The sequence below is a fragment of the Spirosoma taeanense genome, assembly GCF_013127955.1.
Taxonomy (GTDB): domain Bacteria; phylum Bacteroidota; class Bacteroidia; order Cytophagales; family Spirosomataceae; genus Spirosoma; species Spirosoma taeanense.
Genome location: NZ_CP053435.1, coordinates 3,978,929 through 4,004,827 on the forward strand (window position 1 = coordinate 3,978,929; position 25,899 = coordinate 4,004,827).

General features: G+C 53.3%; 25 protein-coding genes. 9 read left to right on the top strand and 16 right to left on the bottom strand.

What is annotated here, in order from left to right:
- Positions 1 to 52: 52 nt before the first annotated feature.
- Both HNV11_RS16670 and HNV11_RS16675 read right to left on the bottom strand, forming a co-directional pair.
- Complete coding sequence (locus tag HNV11_RS16670; protein WP_171740740.1) at positions 53 to 1,378, bottom strand: sensor histidine kinase; 1,326 nt, start codon at positions 1,376 to 1,378, stop codon at positions 53 to 55.
- 96 nt (positions 1,379 to 1,474) lie between these two features.
- A complete protein-coding gene (locus tag HNV11_RS16675) occupies positions 1,475 to 2,803 on the bottom strand; it encodes a DEAD/DEAH box helicase (protein WP_171740741.1) in 1,329 nt (442 codons plus the stop codon).
- Positions 2,804 to 2,999: 196 nt separating this feature from the next.
- Here HNV11_RS16675 and HNV11_RS16680 point away from each other — a divergent pair, with 196 nt between their 5' ends.
- The gene (locus HNV11_RS16680) at positions 3,000 to 3,323 is read left to right on the top strand and encodes a nucleotidyltransferase domain-containing protein (protein ID WP_171740742.1); all 324 of its coding nucleotides are present in this window, start codon (positions 3,000 to 3,002) and stop codon (positions 3,321 to 3,323) included.
- Between the two features lie 124 nt (positions 3,324 to 3,447).
- Positions 3,448 to 3,717, top strand: a complete 270-nt coding sequence (locus HNV11_RS16685) for a HEPN domain-containing protein (RefSeq protein ID WP_317168121.1) — start codon at positions 3,448 to 3,450, stop codon at positions 3,715 to 3,717.
- Between the two features lie 92 nt (positions 3,718 to 3,809).
- Here the strand turns inward: HNV11_RS16685 and HNV11_RS16690 are convergent, their stop codons facing one another.
- Positions 3,810 to 4,037: an antibiotic biosynthesis monooxygenase family protein gene (locus HNV11_RS16690; RefSeq protein WP_240163502.1), complete on the bottom strand. Its 228-nt coding sequence runs from the start codon at positions 4,035 to 4,037 to the stop codon at positions 3,810 to 3,812.
- A 197-nt stretch (positions 4,038 to 4,234) separates the two neighbouring features.
- Between HNV11_RS16690 and HNV11_RS16695 the strand changes: the two genes are divergently transcribed.
- Positions 4,235 to 5,557 (top strand): DEAD/DEAH box helicase, encoded by a 1,323-nt coding sequence (locus tag HNV11_RS16695; RefSeq protein ID WP_171740743.1) that lies wholly within the window; start codon positions 4,235 to 4,237, stop codon positions 5,555 to 5,557.
- A 50-nt stretch (positions 5,558 to 5,607) separates the two neighbouring features.
- Positions 5,608 to 5,847: a DUF3820 family protein gene (locus tag HNV11_RS16700; protein WP_171740744.1), complete on the top strand. Its 240-nt coding sequence runs from the start codon at positions 5,608 to 5,610 to the stop codon at positions 5,845 to 5,847.
- Positions 5,848 to 5,896: 49 nt separating this feature from the next.
- Here HNV11_RS16700 and HNV11_RS16705 read toward each other — a convergent pair whose 3' ends face one another.
- Positions 5,897 to 6,298: an antitoxin YezG family protein gene (locus tag HNV11_RS16705; protein ID WP_171740745.1), complete on the bottom strand. Its 402-nt coding sequence runs from the start codon at positions 6,296 to 6,298 to the stop codon at positions 5,897 to 5,899.
- 28 nt (positions 6,299 to 6,326) lie between these two features.
- On the opposite strand from HNV11_RS16705, the gene HNV11_RS16710 reads away from it, so the two are divergent.
- Both HNV11_RS16710 and HNV11_RS16715 read left to right on the top strand, forming a co-directional pair.
- Entirely contained in the window at positions 6,327 to 6,494 is a 168-nt protein-coding gene (locus HNV11_RS16710) for a hypothetical protein (protein ID WP_171740746.1), read from the top strand.
- Positions 6,495 to 6,545: 51 nt separating this feature from the next.
- The gene (locus tag HNV11_RS16715) at positions 6,546 to 8,444 is read left to right on the top strand and encodes a M1 family metallopeptidase (protein WP_240163504.1); all 1,899 of its coding nucleotides are present in this window, start codon (positions 6,546 to 6,548) and stop codon (positions 8,442 to 8,444) included.
- A gap of 277 nt (positions 8,445 to 8,721) precedes the next feature.
- Here the strand turns inward: HNV11_RS16715 and HNV11_RS16720 are convergent, their stop codons facing one another.
- The 6 genes from HNV11_RS16720 to HNV11_RS16745 form a co-directional block, all read right to left on the bottom strand.
- Entirely contained in the window at positions 8,722 to 9,090 is a 369-nt protein-coding gene (locus tag HNV11_RS16720; RefSeq protein ID WP_171740748.1) for a hypothetical protein, read from the bottom strand.
- A 431-nt stretch (positions 9,091 to 9,521) separates the two neighbouring features.
- The gene (locus tag HNV11_RS16725) at positions 9,522 to 10,826 is read right to left on the bottom strand and encodes a serine hydrolase (RefSeq protein WP_171740749.1); all 1,305 of its coding nucleotides are present in this window, start codon (positions 10,824 to 10,826) and stop codon (positions 9,522 to 9,524) included.
- 70 nt (positions 10,827 to 10,896) lie between these two features.
- Complete coding sequence (locus tag HNV11_RS16730) at positions 10,897 to 12,693, bottom strand: M61 family metallopeptidase (protein WP_171740750.1); 1,797 nt, start codon at positions 12,691 to 12,693, stop codon at positions 10,897 to 10,899.
- A gap of 143 nt (positions 12,694 to 12,836) precedes the next feature.
- Positions 12,837 to 13,862 carry a zinc-dependent alcohol dehydrogenase gene (locus HNV11_RS16735; RefSeq protein WP_171740751.1) on the bottom strand — a complete coding sequence of 342 codons (1,026 nt, stop codon included), beginning with the start codon at positions 13,860 to 13,862 and terminating at the stop codon, positions 12,837 to 12,839.
- Between the two features lie 52 nt (positions 13,863 to 13,914).
- Entirely contained in the window at positions 13,915 to 15,264 is a 1,350-nt protein-coding gene (locus HNV11_RS16740; protein ID WP_240163507.1) for an MFS transporter, read from the bottom strand.
- Between the two features lie 91 nt (positions 15,265 to 15,355).
- Complete coding sequence (locus HNV11_RS16745; protein ID WP_205402736.1) at positions 15,356 to 17,701, bottom strand: glycoside hydrolase family 95 protein; 2,346 nt, start codon at positions 17,699 to 17,701, stop codon at positions 15,356 to 15,358.
- A 178-nt stretch (positions 17,702 to 17,879) separates the two neighbouring features.
- Here HNV11_RS16745 and HNV11_RS16750 point away from each other — a divergent pair, with 178 nt between their 5' ends.
- Entirely contained in the window at positions 17,880 to 19,004 is a 1,125-nt protein-coding gene (locus HNV11_RS16750) for a winged helix DNA-binding domain-containing protein (RefSeq protein WP_171740753.1), read from the top strand.
- 85 nt (positions 19,005 to 19,089) lie between these two features.
- On the opposite strand, the gene HNV11_RS16755 is transcribed toward HNV11_RS16750, so the two are convergent.
- Positions 19,090 to 19,551, bottom strand: coding sequence for a VOC family protein (locus HNV11_RS16755; protein WP_171740754.1), 462 nt, complete (start codon positions 19,549 to 19,551; stop codon positions 19,090 to 19,092).
- Between the two features lie 35 nt (positions 19,552 to 19,586).
- Complete coding sequence (locus HNV11_RS16760; RefSeq protein WP_171740755.1) at positions 19,587 to 20,027, bottom strand: VOC family protein; 441 nt, start codon at positions 20,025 to 20,027, stop codon at positions 19,587 to 19,589.
- Positions 20,028 to 20,302: 275 nt separating this feature from the next.
- Between HNV11_RS16760 and HNV11_RS16765 the strand changes: the two genes are divergently transcribed.
- Together HNV11_RS16765 and HNV11_RS16770 are read left to right on the top strand one after the other, a co-directional pair.
- On the top strand, positions 20,303 to 21,043 hold the full coding sequence (locus HNV11_RS16765) for an SDR family oxidoreductase (RefSeq protein WP_171740756.1): 741 nt from the start codon (positions 20,303 to 20,305) through the stop codon (positions 21,041 to 21,043).
- A gap of 57 nt (positions 21,044 to 21,100) precedes the next feature.
- Positions 21,101 to 22,039 (top strand): SGNH/GDSL hydrolase family protein, encoded by a 939-nt coding sequence (locus HNV11_RS16770; protein WP_171740757.1) that lies wholly within the window; start codon positions 21,101 to 21,103, stop codon positions 22,037 to 22,039.
- A 39-nt stretch (positions 22,040 to 22,078) separates the two neighbouring features.
- On the opposite strand, the gene HNV11_RS24235 is transcribed toward HNV11_RS16770, so the two are convergent.
- From HNV11_RS24235 to HNV11_RS16790, 4 genes are all read right to left on the bottom strand, one after another.
- Complete coding sequence (locus HNV11_RS24235) at positions 22,079 to 22,294, bottom strand: HepT-like ribonuclease domain-containing protein (RefSeq protein ID WP_171742217.1); 216 nt, start codon at positions 22,292 to 22,294, stop codon at positions 22,079 to 22,081.
- 120 nt (positions 22,295 to 22,414) lie between these two features.
- The gene (gene mntA, locus HNV11_RS16780) at positions 22,415 to 22,699 is read right to left on the bottom strand and encodes a type VII toxin-antitoxin system MntA family adenylyltransferase antitoxin (protein WP_171740758.1); all 285 of its coding nucleotides are present in this window, start codon (positions 22,697 to 22,699) and stop codon (positions 22,415 to 22,417) included.
- Between the two features lie 60 nt (positions 22,700 to 22,759).
- Positions 22,760 to 23,770 (bottom strand): glycoside hydrolase family 5 protein, encoded by a 1,011-nt coding sequence (locus HNV11_RS16785; RefSeq protein WP_171740759.1) that lies wholly within the window; start codon positions 23,768 to 23,770, stop codon positions 22,760 to 22,762.
- Positions 23,771 to 23,952: 182 nt separating this feature from the next.
- Positions 23,953 to 25,839: a heparinase II/III domain-containing protein gene (locus HNV11_RS16790; protein ID WP_171740760.1), complete on the bottom strand. Its 1,887-nt coding sequence runs from the start codon at positions 25,837 to 25,839 to the stop codon at positions 23,953 to 23,955.
- Between the last annotated feature and the right edge of the window lie 60 nt (positions 25,840 to 25,899).

The window sequence follows — 25,899 nt, forward strand, 5'->3', positions numbered from 1 at the left end:
GACAGATCAGGTTCTGAAAACCTGCCGGATAATTATCAATCGTTTATTTACTTCATACAGATTGCTCAATCAGAGGCAGCGTAACCAGAAACTGCCCGTCGGCCTCCCAAATGACCGGCTTCTTCTGACCCAGCATCTGGTATTTGGCCAGAATATTGGATAACCCCACCCCGTTGGATGCGACCCGACTGGTCTTGCGCTGGATGTTATTGCGCACCAGCAGCCGGGCCTCAGCATCCGTCGCAATATCAATCTGGAGCGGCTGGTCGGGCAGTACCACATTGTGCTTTACGGCGTTTTCGACCAGCAGCTGCAGCGTCAGCGGGGGCAACTGGTAGTTCAGGTAGTGCTCATCGACCCGCAGAAAAAGCTGTACGCCATTCCCGTGGCGGGTCCGCAGAAGCTGGTAATAGGACTGAATAAAGGCCAGTTCGTCGGCGAGCTCGGTGAGGGGTTGCTCATTGGCACGCAGCAGATACCGATAAACCGAACTCAGTTCATCCAAGAAAACGTGGGCCTGTTCGGGGTCGTCTTCGATGAGTGAGTCGAGTACATTCAGGCTGTTAAACAGAAAATGCGGATTAACCTGCCCCTGCAACGCCCGGATGTGGGCCTCCGCTTTTTCCTGCTCCAGCCGCTGCACCGACAGTTCGGCCTCCAGGTGTTCGCGATGACGCTGTTCGCGCTCGCGGTCCAGTTCCTGCTCCATCATGGCATGACGAACGGCAATCTGGCGCTGCTCGTAACTCAGGCCCAGCGAAAAGCAGATCAGTTCCAGAATGACGCCCAGCTGCAGATACGCCAGCGAAATGGTCCAGAGCGGTCCCGACAGATCGTCCATGGGCCGAACCAGCGACAGCCCCTGGCTAACTAGCGAACCGACCTGCACAAACAGCGTTCCGGCCAGAAAATACCGTGACAGCGTGTCCTTCAGCTTCACCAACTGAACGACCGCATAAAAGCCGCCGATAGCCAGCAGGGCTCGTACAACCCCGAAAGCGGCCTCGTATAGCCGGGGGTGCCAGTCGGGCAATACAAAACAAAGGATTACCTGAATGGCAATGTAAACCAGAATAATCCCTTTCGCGTAGGGAAACAGCCGATACAGCGCGGGCAGGCGCCGACGAAGCTCCAGAGCAGCATCGGCAAAATCGAAATAAACGTAGAAGGCCATCATGGACGCCGTAGTCCGCACGAAATGAAACGCATTCGGCGAAAGCCAGTCCGGAAAGGTCTGCACCCGCAGTAGCCAGGCCAGCATATAGAGCGTATACAACCCATAGATGCGCGTCCGGTAGGTAATCCACTGAATAATGTTTAACAGCAGAATGGAGGCCACCATACCTGTGAAGACGAAACCCCACATCTGGAAGGTCATAACGATACTGAGCTTAGGAATCCGAAACGAATCTAGCGAAAACCTCTTACTTCAACCACAAGCTCGACTGCCTATTATATGTAAGGCTGCTGGCTCTTATTTCTTTCCACCCCGCTTGATCGGCCGACCGTATTTAGCCCATTTTTCGGCTGCGTGATCCCGACGCACATTTACCTTCTGGTTCTTGGCGATCTTTTCGTGAAAAGCCGGGCCTACCTCCTCCCGTTTAGGGACTTTTACGGTCGGGATTTTCATGTGTACCTTCGGCTTCTCATCCTCGGTCAGTTCCTCCGAAATAACCAGATTCTCAGGCAAAGGCAGCATGGGAATCGAATAATTCATCAGCTGCTCGATGGCCGCCTGATTTTCCTGCTCTTTCCCGGTAATGAACGTAATGGCGATACCCTGCCGGTCGGCCCGCCCGGTTCGACCAATGCGATGGATATAGATCTCGGGCACGTCGGGCGTATCGAAATTGATGACATGCGATACTTCGGCTACGTCCAGTCCCCGCGCAATAATGTCGGTGGCAATCAGGATGCGAGACGTACCGTCCTGAAACCGATTGACGGCTTCGAAGCGGTGGTTCTGCGCCTTGTTGGAGTGGATAACGCCAACCTGATCCGGAAAGTCAGCGGCCAGCTGCTCATATAACTGGTCGGCCAGTTGTTTGGTCGCCACGAATACCAGCACCTTCGTCATGTCGGCGTTCCGGTTGAGCAGCAGTTCGAGCAGGTTTACTTTCGTGTAGAAATTCGGGACGGCATAGGCCGACTGGGCGATGTTCTCCAGCGGGGTTCCGACGGGGGCGGCCTCAACCCGAACCGGATTCGCAAAATACGTATCGATGATCTGCTCGACCTCGTCGGTCAGCGTGGCCGAAAACAGCAGGTTCTGCCGCCGGGGCGGCAACAGATCGAGAATCATCTTCAACTGAGTCCGGAAACCCAGATTCAGCATTTCGTCCACTTCGTCGATGACAAGTTTCTTGATAGCCTTTGTCTTCATAGCTCCGCTCGACAGCAGATCGACCAGCCGACCGGGCGTAGCAACCACAATGTCGGCCCCCTGCTGAACCTCAGCCACCTGCGGTTTCAGGTTGACACCACCATATAGCCCCACCACCGCCAGATTCATATAGGTTGTCAGACTTTTGACCGTTTCGACCACCTGCACGACCAGTTCACGCGTGGGTACAAGGACTAAAATCTGGGGGAGCTTCTCGCTGGCAAACTGGTACTGTCGCAGACAGGGCAGCAGATACGCCAGGGTTTTGCCCGTTCCGGTCTGCGCAATGCCGCACACATCCCGCCCCGACATAACCACCGAAAACACGTTCTGCTGAATGAGCGTGGGGGTCGTATAGCCCAGATCAGTCAGGGCATTGATCAGCGGTTTATTCAAATTCAGTTCTTCAAACGTCATAGCAAGGCTGTTCAAACGAAACTACGAAGGTACGGCGAATTAACAGAACCTCTCATCATCAGCGGTTAAGTCCAGACGTTTGTCAATAAACGTGCTCTATCAAGCATGTTTGACTGCTGTCTTTATACAGTAACCGGATTGGCGAATTAACGTTGACCGATTATCTTTCAACAACAAACTAATCACGCGTACAGATATGGATGCCCGCCCACGAAAAGTCGCTGATGATGTCAAACAAGCTATGCAATCACTTTATGGTCATCGTCTCGACCGCGTTGTCCTGTTTGGCTCCCATGCTCGGGGTGATTATCGCGCCGACTCAGACATTGACTTCCTCGTTGTTCTCAATGATGAACGAATCTCGCGCTTAGAGGAAATCAATCGATTTTTAAGTGCACAATCGGAGATCAGTCTGAAGCATGACATAACCCTATCCATTTTACCTGTCAGCCGCAAGAAATATATAGAATCTGCAATGCCAGTTTACTACTTTGCACGTATGGAGGGAATTACACTATGAAGGAGATTAGCCGACCGGTTTGGGAACGTGCCCTTGAAAGTTTAGTGATGCAGCCGCCAACTAGCAGGATGATCGGTATCTCGTCACAATAAACCGAAGCTATTATGCTGTTTTCTATGTCCTTATCACGCTGCTTTACGAAAAAGAATATTTATATACCAAAAGCCATTCGGGTGCACATGCCAAGTTTCGAGAGCTATATGTCAAAACCGGCTTACTCCCCAAAGAAGTGAGTTATTGGTTAGATAAAACCTGGGAACTTCGACAGGCTGGTGATTATGATTTTGAAGACAGGGTCACGACAGAGGAAGCGGCTGAAGCGCTTGAAAGTGCCCAGCAATTTATCAGAGCGGTTGCCGATTATCTGCAAGACAACGAATTATTTAATCCTTAGTAATACCCCAATCTCCCTCTTCTTAAGCTACCTGAACGTTTACCCCGTAATAGTCAATGGTTGGCTGTCCGGCGAAATAGTTGCCCATGTTTTTAAGGAACATCCTGCAGAAAACCGTTGCTTTCGGCGGCCTGCCGATGCTGCTCAGTCTCCCACAGCGTTACCATCAGGCCTTTACCGGTTGAGGAGTCGGTGAGGAAACGGCTGTTTTTAAAACCGTCCTGCTGTTTGAGTGCTGGCCCGACCGAATCGCGGAAATAATCGATGGCGTCGGTTACGTGTTCGGGCTTTAGAGGGACCTGGATGATTCGGGCGTACATTGGGCGGCAAAGGTTTACGGGTCAACCTGATCAGGAGCAGAGCGTATGATCGCTGGGCAAAAGAATGAATAATACCTGCTCTATCAACCAGAACAACCGGACTCTTATTTAAAGGATAGAACCGAACTTGCCACCTATCGTATCAGGTTCCGGGCAGGTAAAAGATTGTATCCGGACTTTCGGCGTACTTTTGTCAAATGATAACGCCCGAACAACAGGACCAGATTCTCGCCAACCTGGGGATTGCCGCTCTTAACCCCATGCAGGAAGCTGCGCAATCGGCCATTTTGCAGGATACCGACCTGTTTTTGATTGCACCCACCGGCTCCGGCAAAACTCTGGGTTTTCTTTTGCCTGTTCTGCAACTGCTTACTCCTGAACAAAACGCCGTGCAGTGCCTGATACTAACACCGTCGCGGGAGCTGGCTCTGCAGATTGAGCAGGTCTGGAAAAAGATGGCGACGGGCTACAAGGTCAACGTGTGCTACGGTGGGCATTCGATGGAAACCGAAATCAAAAACCTGAGCAATCCACCTGCGCTGCTGATTGGAACGCCCGGCCGCATCACCGATCACATCAGCCGCCAGACATTCGCCCTCGATGGCATCCATACGTTGGTGCTCGACGAGTTCGACAAGTCGCTGACGCTGGGTTTTCACGAGGAAATGGCGTTCATTATTGAGCAGTTACAAAACCTCAGCAAGCGGGTGCTGGTATCGGCTACGGCAGGCATTTCCATTCCTGAGTTTATCCGGCTCAATAGGCCTGTCCGGCTGGTATTTAACGCCAGCGACGACGCGCCGGGCGGGCTGACCCTGAAGCTGGTTCATTCGGAAGCGAAGGATAAAATCGACACGCTGATTCAGTTGCTGTGTTCGCTGCATTCGGAACCGGCGCTGATCTTCTGCAACCACCGCGATGCCGCTGAGCGCACCAGTACGCTGCTGGGTGAACACGGCATTCATTCGCTTGTCTATCATGGGGGACTGGAGCAGGATGCCCGCGAACGCGCGCTGATTCAGTTTCGCAACGGCAGTGTTCGCTACCTGATTACGACCGATCTGGCGGCCCGCGGCCTGGATATTCCCGAAATGAAGCACGTCATTCATTACCACCTGCCGGCTCACGAACACGAGTTTACGCACCGTAACGGCCGCACCGCCCGCATGCAGGCGTCCGGCACGGCTTACGTCATCCTGCACGCAACCGACCCTCGCCCACATTGGCTGCCGGACTCCCTCGATAAACTGCTCCTGCCCAGCGACCAGCCCCTGCCTGAACCACCTGAATTTCAGACGCTGTACATCAGTGGCGGCCGAAAAAACAAGCTGAATAAAGTAGATATCGTCGGGTTCCTCTCCCAAAAGGGTAAACTCGGCCCCGGCGATCTCGGCCTGATTGAAGTCAAGGATTTTATGTCCTTTGCCGCCGTCAAAACAGGTAAAGTCCCGGCATTGCTGACGCAAATCCGGGATGAGAAAATGAAAGGTAAAAAGTATAAAATTGAAGTGGCCCGGTGAACTGTCAGCCAAACAGACTTACCCGTACTCAGCACTGAATCCTCTTCCTCATGGCCGAAGAATTACCCCTGGGCAATCCTGCCTTACTGACCGAGTTAATCCAATATTCAATGCCGTTTGGCAAGTACAAAGACCGTCTGCTTACCGAACTCCCGATTTCGTATCTGGAATGGTTTGCACAAAAAGGCTTTCCGCCGGGCAAGCTGGGTATGCTGCTGCAAACGCTCTACGAAATCCGGCTGAACGGACTCGACTATCTGCTCGACACCTTAAGAAAGCAGCAGCGGTAAGCCCCAATGGGCTTACCGCTGCTTTTACGTCAACGTTGTACGTTAAGTCTTACTCCTCAGCGGAGCCGTATTTGGCTTCACGAATCGCCATCCACTCGCGGGCGGTGCCCCCGGCCGAGAAATGATCATCCTCGTCCTGAATCTCCTGATCCCAGCTGAACTCGGTCGTAAACTGCCCCTGCACGGTCAGATCCATTTGCAGGTAGTTCGCCCTGGGGTTGCCTTCGTTCTTATGCCGCAGGTATAACTCCAGAACGGCCTCAGTTACCTCGTCCGGGAAGTCGGTGTTGAGCGGTTCGGCCTCGCCCGTTGGCGTCAGATACGTACCATCGAATTCAATATCCTGTCCGTCGGTCAGAATCTGAACATTCAGGCGGGCAATCGTCCACTCGTCGGGAATAGCCCGACTAATCGCATCCGTGAGTACGTCAAAAATTTCGTTGGTTGTCATTCGGCCAGGCATTTAACCTCTTACTGATATGTTCAATAACCTGTTTAAGCGAGTTTCGGGTTCATACTGGCGAGTTTATTCCTTCTCGGTTGGGTATGTGATTGGTAGGCAATTCAGGCTCAAAACCGAAGATCGTTATCCGCTGCTGGATACTTACGTCCGATCAAACCATACGGGTTGTGTAGCGATTCGGTAATTCGTAATTATGTTGGTCTCTTTTCAATCATCTCATAAACCCGCAACGCTTGTGGTAAAGACGCATTCGCACAGAGTAAAACTCATTTTATTGCTTTGCATACTGGCATTGGGAGCCGGAGCCGCGCAGGCTCAGAGCCTTTACATGCCGCGCAACATCAAAAAAGCTTACCAGCAGGGTACGCGCTCAATGAATGGCCGGCCCGGCCCGAAGTACTGGCAGAATACGGCCCGCTACAACATCACCCTGACGGCTACGCCCCCGAGCCGCACCATCCGGGGCACCGAAGAGATTACGTATATCAATAACAGCCCCGACACGCTCCGGGCGCTTACGTTCAAGCTGTTTCTGAACAGTCATAAACCGGGCGCGGCCCGGCAGGGTGCCGTTTCGGAGAACTACCTGACCTCCGGTATCCACATCGACAAATACACCGAAAATAACGCGGCCGTGAATTGGCGGGACGCAGGTGCTGCGACGGTCAGACAGACGGCGCTGAGGAAACCCCTGCTGCCCCGCGACTCGGTTAAGCTGTCATTCGACTGGCATTTTGACCTTTCGCTGGAAAGCGGCCGCGAGGGCGTACTCGATTCAACAACCTTTTTCCTGGCCTACTTCTATCCCCGCGTGGCGGTGTATGACGATTATTACGGCTGGGATCGAATGCCGTTTACCGAGGCTCAGGAGTTTTACAGCGATTTCAACGATTACGTCTTCACGGTCAATGTACCCAAAGATTATATCGTCTGGGCCACCGGCGATCTAAAGAACGCCGACGAGGTGCTGCAGCCAACGTATGCCCGGCGTCTGGCCGAGTCCATGCGAACCGATTCGCTCGTTCACGTCGCGACGCTTCAGGAGCTAAACGCCCGCAACGTAACCCGGCAGCAGCCCACAAACAGCTGGCGGTGGCAGGCTGGTTACGTTCCCGACATTGCCCTGTGCATCAGCAATCATTACGTCTGGGATGCATCGAGCGTGGTAGTTGATAAGAAAACAGGTCGGCGGGCGAGTGTGCAGGCCGCCTTTCTGGACAATGCCAACGACTTCCATCAGATGGTCAGTTTTGGGCGTCATTCGCTGGACTGGTTTTCCAACAACTGGCCCGGCATTCCCTATCCTTATCCCAAAACCACCGTCGTGCAGGGCTTTGCCGATATGGAATACCCCATGATGGTGAACGACGCCACGACGCAGGATCTGAATTTTTCGCGCTTTGTGGCCGAGCACGAGATTGCGCATACCTGGTTTCCATTCTATATGGGTATCAACGAAACCCGCTACGGGTTCATGGACGAGGGCTGGGCCACGGCGCTCGAATACCTGATCAGTCAGGCCGATCTGGGCAACGAAACGGCTACGAAGAACTTCCAGCAGTTTCGGGTAGACTACTGGAGCAAAGACCCATCGGCCGAGCAGGACCTGCCCATCGTAACGCCCGCCAACGTGCTGAGTGGGGCGGCTCTGGGTAATAATGAATACGGCAAAGCAGCCATCGGGTATCTGGCCCTGAAAGACCTGCTGGGCGACGCACTGTTCAAAAAGTCACTCCACGAGTTTATGAACCGCTGGAACGGCAAGCACCCGACGCCCTGGGATATGTTCTATAGCTTCAATGACGCGTCGGGCCGGAATCTGAACTGGTTCTGGAACAACTGGTTCTTCAGCAACAACTATATCGATCTGGCCATTCAGCAGGTTACGTCTTCGGCTACCCAGACAACAATCACGCTCCAGAACATTGGCGGTTACGTAGCGCCCGTCGACGTAGTTGTACAGTTTGCGGATGGCACGAAAGAAACGCATCACCAGACGCCGGCGATCTGGCAAACCAACCCAACGCAGGCCGTAGTAAAAATTCCCACCCGGAAGACAGTCCAGTCGATTACCCTGGAGGGCGGAATTTTCATGGACGCCGACGAAAGCAATAATAACTGGAAAGCGAAGTAACGCATTAACCAATAATAGAAACTCCGTACCTCTAACTCATAACGCGCCGAGCTAGGGATACGGGGTTTTTCTTTATGATATAACGAAACATAACATAGAATAAGTATCGTAATACCTTGTGCACAAGAAGTATAGTTGCTACTTTTTCTCCCTTGGTCTAGCTGGAATATATGGCGGTTCTGGCAGATCTCGCTTTAAGCGATCAGGGTCTTGACGCTCAGGTACATTAGTTTCTCGCCAACGTTCTGGCTGGGTAGGAGTAGGTCGTTTAGGCTCATCATGTCGTTCTCGTTCCCTCTGTGGTTGTTCCATTGTTACTAGTTTTGAGATTTAAGAATTTTTGGTAATCGGGTAAAGTTCGTTTTTCTAGAAAGTTAGGTTTCCAACTCGTTATAGAAGCGTCTAGCCTTTTGATCTCCTGCTCACACTTTTTAAAATCAACAAAAAGGATTTTTGATGCTTTTTTTTCCTCTTTGATATGGCCTAGTAAACAATCATAATATAGCTTTTCAACTCGGTCAAAATGCTCTTTTAACTTCGCCTGAAGATCCAATAACTTCTCAAATCCCTCATCAGAAAGAACAATATTATTTTCAATAAGTGATATTAATTGTACAATACTGGTAATGACGTAGGATGCTAGCAAAAATTTACCCTCTTTCCAAATTCCCCATCCTAAAATCCCCCTGTCGAAAAAACAAGAGTTATTAGCTTTACAGCCTTTCTAAGGCCCTTTTGCCAAGCAAGATTAACGCATGTATACTTATATTGATACTGATATCGGCACAAGTCCTCCCAAATACGATCTAAAATAGTCTCCATCAATAAGTCAGGAACTGGATAGCTTATATAAGTCAAATTTACTCTATATCCTTATTAGTAGCCCAAAAGAGCTATTTTAAAGACTGGCGAAATGTGTTTCTTCACTTTGAGGTTTGTCATTAATCAAAAAACACAAAGCAGATTTCGGGGAATTGCTTACTGTTTTGCAACTCTAAAAAATTTTATGTGCATTCTTGGTTTGTTTTTATTACTTATTTTCAGGATAATAGTCTGATTGATCGGATCCAATAAACCTCAATTATCTACATCCCGGATTACCGGGCGAGAATCGTTGAGCCGTGTTTCGTAGATCATTCGAAACTCGCTCAGATCGGGCGCATACTGCCGTTTACGCTTCAGTTCATATTGGTAGATCGTCTGCCCTAACTGGTACAGAAACGGGTGACCCACGCTTTCGTATTCATACTTGTCGTCGTTCAGGATGCCGTCGCGGTTGACGTAAATTGTGGCCGTCAGCATATACTCAACCTTGTTGGTAAAGTCGGCCACGTACGACGCATCGGTCAGAAAGCCGTAGGCCCAGCCAACTTTATTGAATACCCGCACGCACGCCGGCAACTGATGGTGTAGGCTATCCAGAAAGAAGAACTTTACGTAACTGTCATAGTACTGAGCCGCATCGTACTTGGGGTAATTTGTTTCGCCCGGAAACTGGGACAGGTATTGACGCACGAACTGGTAGTCAGCCTGGGTCAGCGCGAACCGCTGCACGGGTAGAACCGAGAGCGGAAACATCACCGATTGCAGTATCTGCTGAAAAGACTCCAGCGGAAGCTTATTACGGCCCGTAAAGTCAAACGGCTTGCGCACCAGACTGTCTTTCCCCACGACATACCCCCTCCCCAGCGTATCAATACGTCGCGCATCGAATGGGTCGGGGTTATAAGCTGGTGGCTGAGCGTAAAGAAGCTGGCCGGACGGACTTATGAACCGAACGGCATTGGTATGCCGGTTTTCGTCGGGGCTCATCCGCACGAACCGGTGCGTAATGCGCGTATCCCGGTAGCCTTTGGCGTGCAGCGACCGGTTGATTTCCTGCTGACCCACAAACTCATACATTCGGCTGTAGGCATCATTATCGCTCACCAGAAATGCTTTTTTGATGAAATGGGCAATAGATGGATACCCACTCTGCGCCGTCGTATCGGTCCATTCTTTGGTCTGCTTTGCGTAGGAACTGTCGAACTGCATCGCCGTAAATTTGTCTACCTGCGGCCGGTTCAGGCGATTCAGCTTTTCGAGGGCGAGCAGTGCCAGCGGCAGTTTCACCGTTGACGCCGGGTTGAAATACTGCGTGCTGTCGACGTTAACATAATAATTCCGGAATGATGGCCGATTTTGCCGGTCGCGATTGATCTGGGTGTAGATGATCTGGAGCCGATAAATCTCCGGATGCTGAATGACATTCTGAAAAATGGGGTTTTGGTTGTTCGCAAACAGTTTGGTCAGGAAGCTGTCCGTTCGGGCCTGGCCGTAACCCGTTGTTGCCAATACACCGACCAGCAACACGCCAGCCAGGTAGTTTAGAAAGTTCTGCATGGCCAACAAGATACAAAAAAGGGCTTCACTGCACGTAAAGCCCTTTTCCAGAGTAACAGAAACGTCCTGCTTATAAATTCTTCATCCAGATTTCCCGAAGCTGTAACTGCTGCGGACTGGCCTGCGGATCAGGCTCGAACTTGTAGCGCAGAACAAGCTCTTTTTCCAGAACGGGCGTTTTTACGACCATCTCCTTGCCATTCCGGCGAACGGTCAGGTCGTAGGTATCGCCCGGTTTCAGCTGCATCAGTTCGCCCTGAATGGTACGTATACCCTCCATCGTTACGGGCTGCTGGTTATAGGCCACCCATTCGTCGTTTTCCTGCAAACCGGCTTTGACTAAGGCCGAATCCAGTTTGGTCAGATAAAATTTGTTGTCGTTAAACGCTGGCCGCATTCCAATCGTCGGTGTTTTCTGGCCCGTATTCACCGCCGGGGTGTACATAATACCGAGTTTACCGTAATACTCCTTAAACGGCAGCGGCTCGGTTGCTTTTACGTACCGGTTGAAGAAATCGCCAATCTCCGGGTACGTCTTCTGAGTGAAGATGGTGAAGAACTCTTTCTCCGGAAACGCTTTGTTCGGTCCATACAGAGAGGCCAGTTCGTTGATGACTTCCCGCAGCCCCCGTTTGCCATTCGAGAGTTCGAGCAGACGAATATCCAGCAAACTAGCTACCAGGGCCCCACGTGCGTAGATGTTGCCGTACTGCCGCTGGCCCTCGTCGGTATAACAGGTCAGGCCCAGGTTGCTCAGGCTGTAGGTGGTATCCAAGCTTTTATCGTAAGCAATTTTTTGGGTCAGCTCGTCGAGATACGTAGGCAGGTCCATAATCTTGCCACGCAACTGCATGGCGTCGCTGGCCCATTCGGTTACGCCTTCGTAAAGCCACAGGTGCTCCGACGGCGTTGGCGTTACGAAGTTAAACTGCTCAATCACTTCGCTGTGAATGTTCAGTGGCGTAACGACGTGGAAGAATTCATGCGCGGCAATCGACGTAATGTTGTCGGCCAGTTTCTTCGTAAACTCATCCTCCCGCATGACGTACTCCGAGCTATAGGAATGCTCCCAGGCACCCCAGTCCTGATCTTCGAAATGGTACAGGAACGTATAGCGCTTGACGGGCAACTGTTTTAGAAATTGACCGGCCGCGTTGAGCATGGCCTGCATATTATCGAGCAGTTGGTTCGACTTCACCTTATCGCTCTTGGAATAGGTGTAGACGTCAATCTGAGCCCCGGCAACGGTGGTGCTGGCTTTGGTCAGCCGACCCAGCAGGATGGGCGAATCAACAATCCGGTCGTAGTTGGCCGCGGAGAAATTGCCTTTCGCATTTTTGTCCAGGGCCGTACCAACGGTCCACTCCATCGGGTAATTCAGCTTCACTTCAATGGGAGCCGCCTGCATTCCGCTCGGGAAACCAAACACGCCCTGACCGTTGATGAGGACATGGTCGTTTTCGATGGACGTACCGCACATGTTATACGGCTTGTGTTCGTTCACGGGCGTGTCCCAGGTTTCGGCGATACTGTATTGAATCGTCCTGACGGCCTGGGGCTGATCCAGCTTCCACTGGTTGGTTGACACCTGCTGGGTTTTGAGTTCGCGGCCTTTGGCGTCGAGCGCTTTGAAGGAACGGACGTAACGGCCAATGTCCATGATCTGATACGTACCGGGTGCCGTAGCGGCAAACTGGTAAACGGCATTGTCGGCCGTCAGGCCGTTGACCCGTAAGGTTACCTTAAACTGGTCGTCGGCGCGGTCGTTGAGGTTTACTTCATACACCAGGGGCGTAGTGGGCTTCGCCACCACGGCTGGCGAAACAAAGGCAGTGGCGGCTAAAAAAAGAAGGTGTGCTATCTTCATAAAGACGTTTCGGATCGAATGAAAGACAATAAGATAGTTGATTCTGGTATACTACCGAACGCAGATGGTGTTTACGGAAGTATTCAGGGATAAGCGGTACGTAACGGTTTTTCTGTATTCCTTTTTGGCAGTAATCGGCAACCCTAACTCGATAGACTCAGCACGATTTTGGCATGTTGACCGCGACAGGCCATTTCCAGCGCATTGGGCAGCCGATCGAAGGATTCTTTCGCCGAAATGATCTGGCCGGGCCTCAGAAAGCCCGATTCAATCAGAGCAATTGTACGCCGGAAGTCAACGGGATGGTCGTAAATGATTGAGGTCAGGATGGTAATTCCTTGACGGGTAATGCTGAATTCGGAGAGGTTGCTTAACCCATCGGCCAGCCCCGCCACAACCACGTAAGAGCCGCGCGGAGCCGCTTCCAGAGCCATTGTGAAGGCCGGTGCCGCGCCCGCACATTCAAAGACGGTATGCACCGAGGCATCTTTCCAGATTTGCGCTATCTGCGCGGTCGTCGTGCTGGCGTCAACCGGCACCGCGCCCAACTCAACGGCCCGGTCCACTTTTTCCTGCACCCGGTCATAGGCCAGCACCTTGTAGCCCATCCGCACGGCCAGATAGGCCACCAGCAACCCGATAGCGCCCATGCCAACCACGGCAACTGGATCGCCCGGCCGGGCCGGCGACGTAAACAAGGTATGCAGGGCTACGGCCGTTGGCTCTATGACCACCGCGTCATCATCACTGACCGCGTCGGGAACGCGCCACACAAAGTGTTCCGGTGCCAGAGCGTAATCGGCAAAGCAGCCCGTCTCGCGTACGCCAAAAATGCGCTTGTTCGGGCAGATATTCCCACGTCCCTGCCAGCAGAAATCGCAGTGACCACAGGGAAAATTAGGTTCGATAACCACCCGATCACCAACCTGGAGCTGGCTGACACCTTCGCCCGTTTTATCGACGTAACCCAACCCTTCGTGCCCAATCACCAACGGAAAAAGCAGGTCAGGCCGGTGACCCTGAAAAATCGATACATCGGAGCCACAGATACCTACCGCTTTCATGCGGATTCTGACTTCGCCGGGGCCGGGCTCCGGTATGGTCTGCTGTCGAATAGCAATTGCTCCGGGGGCCGTCAGGACACCCGCCCGCATATAACCTTCACTCATTAAAATTCAATCATTTAACTATATGTCTGGTAGCTTTATCTAACCATTCGGTTCAAATCGGCAGGGCAGCCTCGTTGGGCTGATCGGCGGGGAGTTTCACCGGTTTGAGAACGGGTAAAACAACATGAATGACAAGCAGACCAATCAGATACGAACAACTGGCAAAGATAAACATGGGCCGGTAGCCAAACAGCGCCACAATATAACCCGTTGCTGCGGCAACGCCCATGCTGGTTATACCGCCGAAAAAACTGCCCAGGCCCGTCGCCATAGCAACCGAATTACTCGGAAACAGGGTAGCGGCCATGGCGAATACGTTCGTCGACCAGCCCTGATGGGCAGCCATCGCCAGCGCCAGTAGCGTCACCATCAGCGTAAAACTGTGCATCGACGAGGTCAGGTAAACAGGCGTAATGGCGAGCGCACAGGTCAGTAGGGTTAGTTTGCGCGCCCGATTCTCGCTCCAGCCGTACCTGATCAGTCGCGTCGCCATCCAGCCAAAGAAGATGCTGCCCAGATCAGATGCCACGTAAATGATGAGGAAAGTCAGGCCGAAGTTTTTAAGATCCAGCTTGTGATCCAGCAGACTGTTGGTACTCAGAAAATCAGGTAGCCAGGTCAGGTAAAAGAACCAGACCGGATCGGCGAAGATTTTCCCAAAGATGAACACCCAGGTTTGCCGGTAGCGAAGCAGTTCTTTCCACGAAAGCCGGTTTGTTTCGCCGGTTGGCGCGTCGTCCGACTGGTCCTGTGAAATATACGCATACTCAGCTGGTGTCAGCGTCCGCTTTTCTTCGGGTCGGGCATAGCTCGCCCACCAGAGAACAAACATCAGGACGCCCAGAACAGCCGACACCAGAAACGATACCCGCCAGCCGTATTGCTGCACCAGCACCGGAATCAGCAGGGCCGTAACGATGACGCCCATGTTTGAGCCCGCGTTCAGAATACCGGTAGCGGTGGAGCGCTCGGCTTTCGGGAACCACTCCGAAATGGCTTTTATAGCCGAGGGGAAATTGGCTGATTCGCCAAGTCCAAGCAGCGCCCGAACGAGTTTGAACTGACCTACCGTTGACACAAAGGCGGAGGCAATACTGGCCACGCTCCAGACCGCAATGCCTACCGCAAAGCCTTTCTTGGTTCCAATCCGGTCAATCAGCCAGCCAACAACCAGAAAGCCAATGGCGTAAGCGGCTTTGAACGCCGAGTCGATCAGGCCCATCTGAATACGAAACAGCTTCAGGTGCTCATCCGTCAGGAGCGTATCCGGGGCCAAGCCGAGCAGGGTTTTCTTGAACCCTTCATCCGTCATGACGAACGACAGAGCCTGCCGGTCTACGTAATTAATCGTCGTGACCAGAAACAGGAGAGCAATGATTCTCCACCGATAATTTTCTTTCATCAGCATACGCTGTTCTATATTCCGCTAGCGTTAAAAGCCCGCCGTTCCTGACATTACGCAGTACTACAGAAGGAGGCCAACGTAAGGATTTCTACTCAACCACCTTCAGGCCGCTATCCAGCCGGTAGCGTTTACCGGCCTGCGTCTGGAGCGTAATCACCTGATCGCCGTAACGAATCTGGCAGGGCTTGCCGAGTTTGGAGAGTACGCTGACCTGCCTGAGTTTTCCGTTCTCCCAGTCGAGGTCCAGTTCGTAGCCGCCCCGCGCGCAGATGCCGTGGATATGACCCGTTGGCCAGGCAATCGGCAGGGCCGGAAGCAGATGCAGTTCACCCGCATGGCTTTGCAGCAGCATTTCGGTAATGCCCGCCGTTGCGCCGAAGTTACCATCGATCTGGAACGGGGGGTGATTGTCGAACAGGTTGGGCAGGGTTGATTTACGTAAGAGCGCCAGCAGGTTCTGGTGAGCCGCTTCGCCGTCCTGCAGACGCGCGAAAAAGTTGACAATCCAGGCACGGCTCCAGCCCGTATGCCCGCCCCCGTGCGACAGCCGGTAGTCAATCGTTTTGCGGGCGGCTGCCAGCAGCTCGGGCGTCTGGCGGGTAATCTGGCGACCGGGGTGCAGACCAAACAGCTGCGAAATATGCCGGTGGCCGGGTTCCGGCTCCTCAAACTCCTCGGTCCACTCCATAATCCGTCCGTCTTTTCCGATGCGGGTCGGTGCTAAGCGGGTCAGGGTTGTTTCGAGCTGCCGCCGGAAAGCCGCGTCGGTGTTCAGGACCTTGCTGGCTTCGATGGTGTTGGTCAGCAGATCGCGGATAATCATGTGGTCCATGGTGGGGCCCATGACCATCGTAGCGACCTCGCCCGTTGGTGTTTTGAACGTATTCTCCGGCGAAATCGAAGGACCTGATACCAGCTGCTTCGTCGTTGGGTTGGCAACCAGCCAGTTGACACAGAACTGGGCGGTTTCTTTCAGAATCGGATAGGCCGACTCCTGCAAAAACTTCCGATCTTCGGTAAAAAGATAGTGTTCCCACAGATGCTGCACGCTCCAGGCCATCCCCATCGGCCACATGGCCCACTGCGGGCGGCCGTAGGTTTCGGTAAAATGCCAGGGGTCGGTGGTGAAATGCGCGACCGTCCCCGTCAGGCCATACATGTCCTTCGCTGTCTTGCGGGCATCGGGCCGCAGTTCATCCAGAAACGTCAGAAACGGCTGGTGCATCTCTGATAGGTTCGTGACCTCGGCGGGCCAGTAGTTCATCTGAATGTTGATGTTGATGTGATAATCGGCGCTCCAGGGCGGGGTCAGGCCATCGGCCCAGATGCCCTGCAGGTTAGCGGGCAGACTCGGCACACCGTTCAGGTTCGGCCGTGAACTGCTGATGAGCAGATACCGCCCAAACTGGTAGTACAGGCGAAGCAGTTGCGGGTCAACGTTGCCGTTCTGCAGAGCGGTCAGGCGGGCATCGGTCGGGAAGTAAGCCGCGTCGGAGGTTCCCAGATCCAGATCAACCCGTTTAAAGTACTGCTGGTAGTCGGCGATGTGTGCCTGCTTCAGGGCGTCATACGCCTGCGTTTCAACAGCCGCCATCTGCTGTCCGGAAATTGCCAGCGGATCGCCCGGACGATAGTCGGTGGCCGCCGTTAGCAGCAACGTAACGGCATCGGCTTTCTCAACCCGAATGGTTTCGCCCGCTACGGCCACCGTCCCACCCTGATTGAGCACTCGGGTACGCGCCACCATAGTGACTCCTACCCCATTGCCCACATGCTCCCGCATCATGATTTCATTACCGGCTGCATTGATTGTGGCTTTATTACCGGGACGGCTCAGTTTCAGGGCAAACGTGAGTGAACCGGGTTTGCTAGCGGTGAGCCGCACAACCAGCGCCTGACCGGGCGCACTGGAGAAAATCTCGCGGGTAAACGTCGTCTGTCCGACGCGGTAGCTTACCCGGGCAACGGCCGTTTCGATATCCAGCTCCCGGCGGTAGTCGGCAACCTCCTGACTCGGCAGGTTAAAATCCAGGTTCAGATCGCCGAGGGTCTGGTAGTTACTCTCAACGGTTTTATTGCCCATCATTTTCTCCTGCGCCATCTCCTGAGCTTCAGCATACTTTCCGGCAAACAGCAACGCCCGGATCTTAGGCAGGGCCGCTTTGGCTCCGGGATTTACGAAATCGACGTCCTTCCCGGTCCAGACGGTTTTCTCGTTCAGTTGCAGACGTTCGGAGGTTACGTTACCAAACACCATGGCCCCGAGCCGTCCATTGCCTACCGGCAGGGCTTCGTTCCAGGTCGCAGCCGGGTGGGTGAACCACAGTTTCAGGTCATTGGGGCGTTGCGTCTGGGCATTGGCAACAACGGATACGGTAAAACAAAAAAGTAACAGCAGGTAGCGGTTCAGGCGATTCATTCGGTAGATCAGCATTACAGCAGGAAGTCGTTGGCTTATACGTCGGTTTGTGCCATTTGCGGCCAAAGGTCGGAAATTATAAAAGCGCTGCCTTCGGCCCGGTTACTATTTTCAGTCGTACGTCAATGAAACACGGTGTCAGTCGGCTTGGCCTTCGGCTCGAACAAGACGCTATTTTGCTACCTTCGTCCGCATGATAACCGCAACGCAAGTAGCTACGCAACGCCTAATCAGTCAGCAGTTAGTCAACGCAAGCTGTCCATCGGCAGCCAGGGTTGTTCAGTGGATGGGTGCGATGCAGGCGCAGGATTACGACATGGCCAGGTGGGCCATTGGCATACGGCTGCCGGGCAGCACTGAAACGCTGGTCGAAGACGCCCTTGACCGGGGTGACATTCTCCGTACGCACCTGCTCCGGCCAACCTGGCATTTCGTGGCGGCAACGGATATTCACTGGCTGCTCGCCCTGACGGCTCCTCAAGTTAAGAAATGCATGACCAGCATGAACCGGAAGCTCGAACTGGATGAGCGCGTATTCCGCAAAAGCAATGCGGTGATCGAAAAAGCGCTGGAAGGTCACACCTATCTGACGCGCGAAGAGTTGATGACCCGACTGCAGGAGGTGGGTATCCAGACCGACGGGATACGTTCGGCGCATATTATGATGAATGCTGAACTGGATGGAGTCGTCTGCAATGGTCCTCGTCGTGAATACGACCGTCGTGGATACGATCGTCGTGAATACGATCGTCGGGCTAAGCAGTTTACGTATGCTTTGCTGCCGGAACGCGTTCCAATTCGCCAGAGCCTCAGCCGTGAGGAAGCGCTGGCCGAACTCGCCAGGCGCTATTTTACAAGCCACGGACCCGCTACATTGAAAGATTTCGCCTGGTGGTCGGGCCTGAACGCCACGGACGTAAAGCAGGCGATTGAAGGCGCAAAACCCTATTTGCACTCCATGCCCGCCGATACACAGACATACTGGCTGGGGGCAACCTTCGCTGGGCCTGAGTCCGTTTCCGAACAAATCCATTTTCTGCCCGCGTTCGATGAGTTCATGGTGAGCTACTGCGACCGAACGGCCTCGCTGCAACCGGAGTTCGCCCGGCAGACGAATACCGGAAACGGCATTTTCTATCCCATCATCGTGGTTAATGGACAGGTAGTCGGTGTATGGAAACGAACCGTAAAACCGAAGGAATTAGCTATGGCGCTGACGTTCTTCTATCCCCTACCCGACGATCTGACGGAGCGTATCCGGGAGAAAGCCAACCTGTACGCCACCTATACGCAGTGTAAACAGTTCGTGATTACGTAATCCGCAACGTCATGGTTACGCTTATCTCAAAAGCAAAACCGGTGGCCGATTACGTAATCGGCCACCGGCTTATTAAGCAGATCTTTTATGCTTCCTCCAGCTCTTTGATGTTGAGCTTGCCCATTTTCATCATGGCCGCCATGACGCGTTTGGCTTTTTCCCGGTCTTTGTCCTGCAAAAGCCGGCTCAGCGCCGAGGGGACAATCTGCCACGATACGCCAAATTTATCTTTGAGCCAGCCGCACGGTCCTTTCTGGCCGCCTTCCGAAAGTTTCTCCCAGTAGCGATCCACTTCTTCCTGCGTTTCGCAGTTGACAAACAGGGAGATACCTTCCGAAAAAGAAAAGTACGAGCCGCCGTTCAGGGCGAAATACTCCTGTCCTTCGAGCTGAAAGATAACCGACATGACGGTGCCTGCCGGCATGGGACCGCCCTCCTGGTAGCGGCTGACACTAAGGATTTTCGAGTTATTAAAAATGGAGGTGTACAAATTTACAGCCTCCTCCGCCTGATCGTTAAAGGCTAGAAATGTGGTGATCTTCTGCATTTCACTTACTGGTCTGGCTGTTGATTTAAAATTATTTAGGCGGCAGAGGATGCATCCTGCGAAACCTGCTCCGGATTAACGGCGCTCGGGTCCATGTACATAACTTCCCACAGGTGTCCGTCCGGGTCCTGAAAACTACGGCCATACATAAAGCCCTGGTCGATGGGATCATACGAAAAACTTCCACCCGACGCCAACGCCTTGTCGGCCAGTTCATCTACTTTTTCCCGGCTGTCGGCCGAAAGGCAGATGATTGATTCGGTGGTCTTTGTCGCATCGGCAATTTCCTTGGACGTAAATGTCTTGAAGAACTTCTCGACCAGCAGCATGACATAGATGCTGTTTTCGCTCACGACCATGCAGGTAGCGTCCTCGTTGGTAAACCGGGCATCGAAGCTAAAGCCAAGCTGGGTGAAAAATTCGACCGACCGGTTGAGGTCTTTGACGGGCAGGTTTACAAAGATCATGGTTGCCATTTGTATTTGTGTTTTAGTGTTTACTTAACAAAGGTACCCCCGGCAGGGCGACGGGCAGATGGGTAAATGCGGCAAGATACGGGGCAGATTGCGGCAATTTTCATCAGGCAAAATTCCCCTGTTGTTAACCCATAAACAGGCTAAATACCGGGCTCTGCCTCTCCTTCTTTTTGTCATCTTCAGGCGCGTCAGAAACGGCAGCGGAGATAATAATTCGGTCGTTTGCCGAACAAAGTAAACCGGTAGCAGGTCTTCCTGACAATAGAAACCCAGATATGAATTTAGCAGCAAACACCGTCCTGATTACGGGCGGAGCGTCCGGCATCGGCTGGGCATTGGCCGAACGATTTCTTCAGGCGGGCAGCCAGGTCGTGCTTTGTGGGCGACGCGCCGACAAGCTTCAGGAACGACAGCAGCAGTATCCTCAACTTCGCGTTCGGGCAGGCGACGTCGGGCGGGCATCCGAACGTGTGGACCTGTTTGAATGGGTCCGTAACGAGGTCCCGCAGGTCAACGTATTGATCAACAACGCTGGTATTCAGCGTCGGATGAAACTGACTGACAACACGGAAGACTGGAGCCAGACGCAGCAGGAAATCGCCATTAATCTGGATGCGCCCATTCATCTCTCTACGCTGTTCATTCCGCATCTGAAGCAGCAGCCAAACCCCGCCATCATCAACGTAACGTCCGGACTGGCCTATGTACCGGGGGCCTTTGCGCCTGTTTACAGCGCCACCAAAGCGGCCCTGCACTCGTTCACGATGTCTTTACGGTATCAATTACGCGAGACGCCAATCAAGGTAATTGAGCTGGTGCCGCCCGCCGTCAACACCGATCTGGGCGGTACGGGTCTGCATACGTTTGGTGTACCAGTCGGCGATTTTGCCGATGCGATGATGCAGGGTCTGGAGGCTGATGCACTGGAAATTGGCTATGGCACGTCTGAGCGTAACCGAATGGCCTCCCGTCAGGAAATCGACGAAATCTTTCAGCAGATGAACAGTCGATTTTAGAGAGTAAGCCCTTTTAGAGGTAACCGCCTGTGAGGATATAGGCGACTACCGTTCGTGATGAAAACGTTACCCCTTACGCTCTTTTTACTGGCCAGTGCTCTTGTGTGTTTGCAGGCCGGCCCGTTTCCGAAGCGCACCAGACGCGTGCTGTTTCTCGGCAACAGCATTACCTACGCCGGTGCTTACGTCTCGGCTATCGAGGCTTACCTGATTACGCATTACCCCAAACAGCATTACGAATTCATCAATGTCGGATTGCCGAGCGAGACCGTTTCGGGGCTGAGCGAACCGAACCACGCCGACGGACGATTTCCCCGCCCCGATCTGCACGAACGACTCGACCGAGTGCTGGCGCAAACCCGGCCAGACGTCGTGTTCGCCTGCTACGGCATGAACGATGGGATCAGTATGCCGCTGGCGGAAGAACGGTTCAGGCCCTATCGGGAGGGAATGAAATGGCTGCATACCGAACTAGAGAAAGCCGGGGCGAAGCGGATCATTTTCCTGACCCCGCCCGTGCATGACCACCCGGAGCTGGGCACGCAGGGCTACAACCGAACCTTGGATGCCTATTCGGAATGGTTGCTGGCCCAGAGAGACACGCTCAAGTGGGAAGTGGCCGACATTCATTTCCCCATGACCCGTTATCTGGAAGAAAAGCGGCAGACCGATTCCCTGTTTAAGTTGGCGAAAGACGGCGTGCATCCCGGCGAGTTAGGGCATTGGCTGATGGCCAAACCGGTTCTGCTGTACCTGGGCGAAAAGGTTGACGCAGCCGAGTCGATTGAGCAGGCTTTAGCCGATCAGCCGCAGGGCGAAGCCATTCTGAAGTTAGTGAGCCAACGCCAGAACGTCATGAAAAATGCCTGGCTCAAAGCGACAGGCCACAAACGACCCGAGATGCCTTCCGGCGTCTCAATGACCGAAGCCCGCCAAACCTACAATACAATTGAAAACCAGATACGGGCGCTTCTTCGGGAGAGAAAGGGGCAGTAGACTCTACTTCTGGTTATTTGAACTGGCGATAAAATCATGCTATTCTGCAAAATACTCAGATAGCAGTCGTTCAACGCACAGCCTCAGCGGTTCTAGTCTCTGTGTAATAATATCCAAAAGCAGTTCAAGGTCGATACCAAAATACTCATGAGTTACAAAGTTGCGAAAGGCAACAATTTTCCGTAATTCAGTTTCCGGTGCAGCCTCTTTAAGCGTGTCAGACAGATGATTAGCTGCTTCACCGATGATTTCTATTGGCGTTCAACCGCAAACCGAAACATAGGCTCATCGAAAAGCGCTGCTTTGGAGCGGCTCTCTAAAAATGTGTCAATGTAGGCAATGGCTTGTAAAATGTGGAGTAAGCGAGCTTTGTCGTCAAGCAGCCTTTTCATAAATTAGTTGCTTTTCGCTATCAATATAAGGCTTGATATACGGAGAAAGTCCGTTTGCACTCACCAAATCTACAGGTCTGTTCAGCAATGCCGATAACTGCTCCTGCATGGTAAGGAATTGATAAAAGTCAGCCCCCTGCTCGTAGTCAAGTTCAACAAGTATATCGATATCACTATCTGAAGTTTGTTCGCCCCCAGCTACCGACCCGAACACATAGGCCCGTTTTACCGGCTGCCCCTGAAAGTACGTAACGAGTTGTGGAAACATACAAATTCAGTTAAATCTTTAGAAAGTTACTCAAAAGCTGCGAACATTGTTTTCGCTCCATCAATTCTTCCCCGAATACGTCTGCAGGGCTTTCCTGAAATAGCGTCCCTGCCGGGTGGGCGTATAGTTCCAGTCGCTGAACAGCGACGGAGCCCACTGTGGGTCGAACACCCAGACGACGTATGAGATGCCGTTCGTGTCGCAGTAGCGGGTGATGGCGTCGCCGTAGGACTCGTCGCTGATGACGGGTACGTGCGCCCCTTTGTCGTCGGGTCCGCAGAAGCCGATTTCGGTTAAAATCACCGGGTATTTCTGCGCGACGTAACCCCAGTCGGCGGTCCATTTGTCTTCCCAGGGCTTTTCGCGTTTCATCGGATACGGGTGACTGACGTAAGCAATCCCTTCGGCGTTGATGGGGTTCTGAGCCACCTCGCGCAGATCATACGCCCAGTTGAAACCGGCCACCAGCGGAATCCCTTTACCGCCGTTGGCCCGAATGATGGTGATGGTTTCCTCCATCAGCTTCTTCCACTCGGCCCAGCTGCATGTACCCAGTTTACCGCCCATGACGGTCGGTTCGTTGAACAGTTCGAAGAACGCTACAGTCGAGTTGTCTTTGTAATGATCGGCTATCGTCCGCCAGAACTCAAACGACTCCTTCTGGGTAGTCTCGTACATGGGGCTCTGGTACATTTCGTTTTTGAGGTTGCCGATGCTGTGCCAGTCGATGATCACGTACAGGCCCAGCTCACCTGCCCAGGCAACACCTTTGTCGAGCAGTTGGAGATACTGGTCCTTGCCCCGGCTGCGCCAGGCCGTCGGGTGAACCGGAAACCGGACAAGCGTAGCGCCCCAGCGTTTCATTTCCTCAAAGTACGCCTTATCCCAATGGCCGCTTTTTTCGAGCCGATCGGGGTCGCTGGCATTCAGGCCGCGAAAAACCAGCGTTTTGCCTTCGGCCGTAACAAATTTATTACCCTGAACCTGTACCGGACCCAGTTTGGTCGTCTGCGCAGACGCCTGAAAGAACACAAAAAGAACTAGGAATAGACTCGATAAAGAAGCTTTCATTAACTAAACCAGACTGATTTTTAGCCAGAAACCGATCTCCGTAAACCCAATGAGCATCCTCTCAACTAGTACCATCAACAGGCGAAGGGCAACTGGTAGACAGATTGATTCGCAACCTAGCGTGATTTGTTCAGTTTACCAACTCCACCTAACTGCTGATGAAGGCAGGACGGATTCCATTTTTAGCGCGGCCATTTGTCCAGCGGCAGCACTGGTTTTGTCGCCTGCTGAATGGCTTTTTCGGGGATCAGCATTACGGTCAGGTTCCCTTTCGTGTTAGCGGGCATCGTCACCTCAAAGCCAACCAGCTGCGTACCGGGATTGGGCGCGTCGTAGTCATGGGGCGGGTCGGTTGGCCAGGTTTTCAGCGTAACGTCTGCGGGTTCCTGAACCTGAAGAATAAGCTTCTTGCCATCTTTAGTCAGTTCAGCCCGGTTCCTGCCTGTCAGGTTTACGGTGGCTCCCGTCAGCATCGTCCAGCGAACAGTCGCGTTTTTGGCGGCAGTTTCCAGCTCATCGCGCACTACGACGTACGCCTGATCGACGATAGCAATGCCCCGGTTGGCGCTCGCCAGTGAGCCTTCATACAGGCCCGTCAGGTTAGTGGCCGCGCTCATAAAGGGAGGTTTTTTCGAGGCATGGGTGATGGTGGCGTTTCCGTTAACCCGCTGCGCTTCGTTGTTCACGGTAAGCGTATTGTGTACCTGATTGGAATACCGGTACACCTGCCACCGCTGCGAGTTCTGCTCCTTATCCCACAGCTTTACGCCTTTGGATTCGAGCGAGTTATAATCCTGCATGCCAAAATCCATCGCCCACCGAACGCCATCGGCTTCCATCACGAACGAGCCAACGTCCATGTGCGCGTGATTAACCGAGGGCGAACCGGCTTTCAGGCCCACGAACAGCGCATCCGGATCGGTCCAGGAGGTTCGCATCAGGGCCACAGGGCTTTTTCCTTCGCCAACCCATACCGTTGCCTTCGGCTCGGGTATGCTGTTTACCCGGATGCCTCCGCTCCATAACATGATGGCCGGCATCAGCCGATCCCGGACGTGGCTTTGGGCGTCGCTGTTCAGCAGGCGATTTCGTTCTACCCACAGCAGCGAGGGGTCTTTTAGCTTATTGGCAAACCAGAACATAGCCGGTTGCAGACTACCGCCCGTTCCGGCATCGGAATAGTTGAACGAATTGCCCGACGGTCCGGTCATATTGGCCAGATACCCGGCGGTTTTCAAAAAACCGGGCTGATTCGACAGACCAAAATCCTGACCAAACGCTTTCTCCAGGGCGCTGATTAGCATTACGTTGAAACTGGTTCCGTACCCCCAGTAGCTATACCCCTCGGGGTAAGCGCCATCCGGTGCGTAATCGGCCATGGGCAGCACCACGCTTTCGATAGCCCGATTGATAACCGTTCGGGCGAGTTCGGGCTGGTCTTCAGAGATCGCCAGTGCGCCATAGGTCATGCCCGCGTTGCACACCTGATTCCAGTTGTGCGAGGCTTTCAGCCAGCTGTTGTACCGCGTATCGAATGAGGGTTCAATCCCTTTTTTCAGAATAGCGTCTTTGATGGCCGAGCGGGCAGCGGGCGACAGATCGTTGTACAGCCAATCGTACCCAATGGCGACGGCCATGGTCATTTCGGCCACGTCCAGAAAGTGCGACGGGTTCCAGTCGCTGAATGCCGACACGGCCAGTAGTTCCTTTTCCGCTCGCTGCAGATACGTTGGCTGCCGGGTCATCCGCCAGGCGTAGGACAGAAAAAACAGCCGACGTAACGCTTCCCGCGATTTGTCCAGCAACCGACGCCCAATCTGGATGCGTTCGACCGGCGCAACGGCCAGCATTCGGTCGCATTCGGCCAGGATGGCCTGATGAACGTTCTGCCAGGCGTTGTCGGCAGCAATGGTTTTCCGGATGGCCTGCTCCTCGCCCTGACGTAACAGAATCCGGGGGTGGGCTGACAGTGGGGTCGTGGGCCCGATGGGGTTGTTCTGCGCCTGTACGCCAACCTTGGATAACACCAGAAACGTAACGCAGACCAGGAGCGAAAAAAGAGGGTTCATAAAAAGCCGATTTATTGAAAAAGCCGCCCGCTGGAGGCCAGCCGCAGCCAGGTCGGGCGG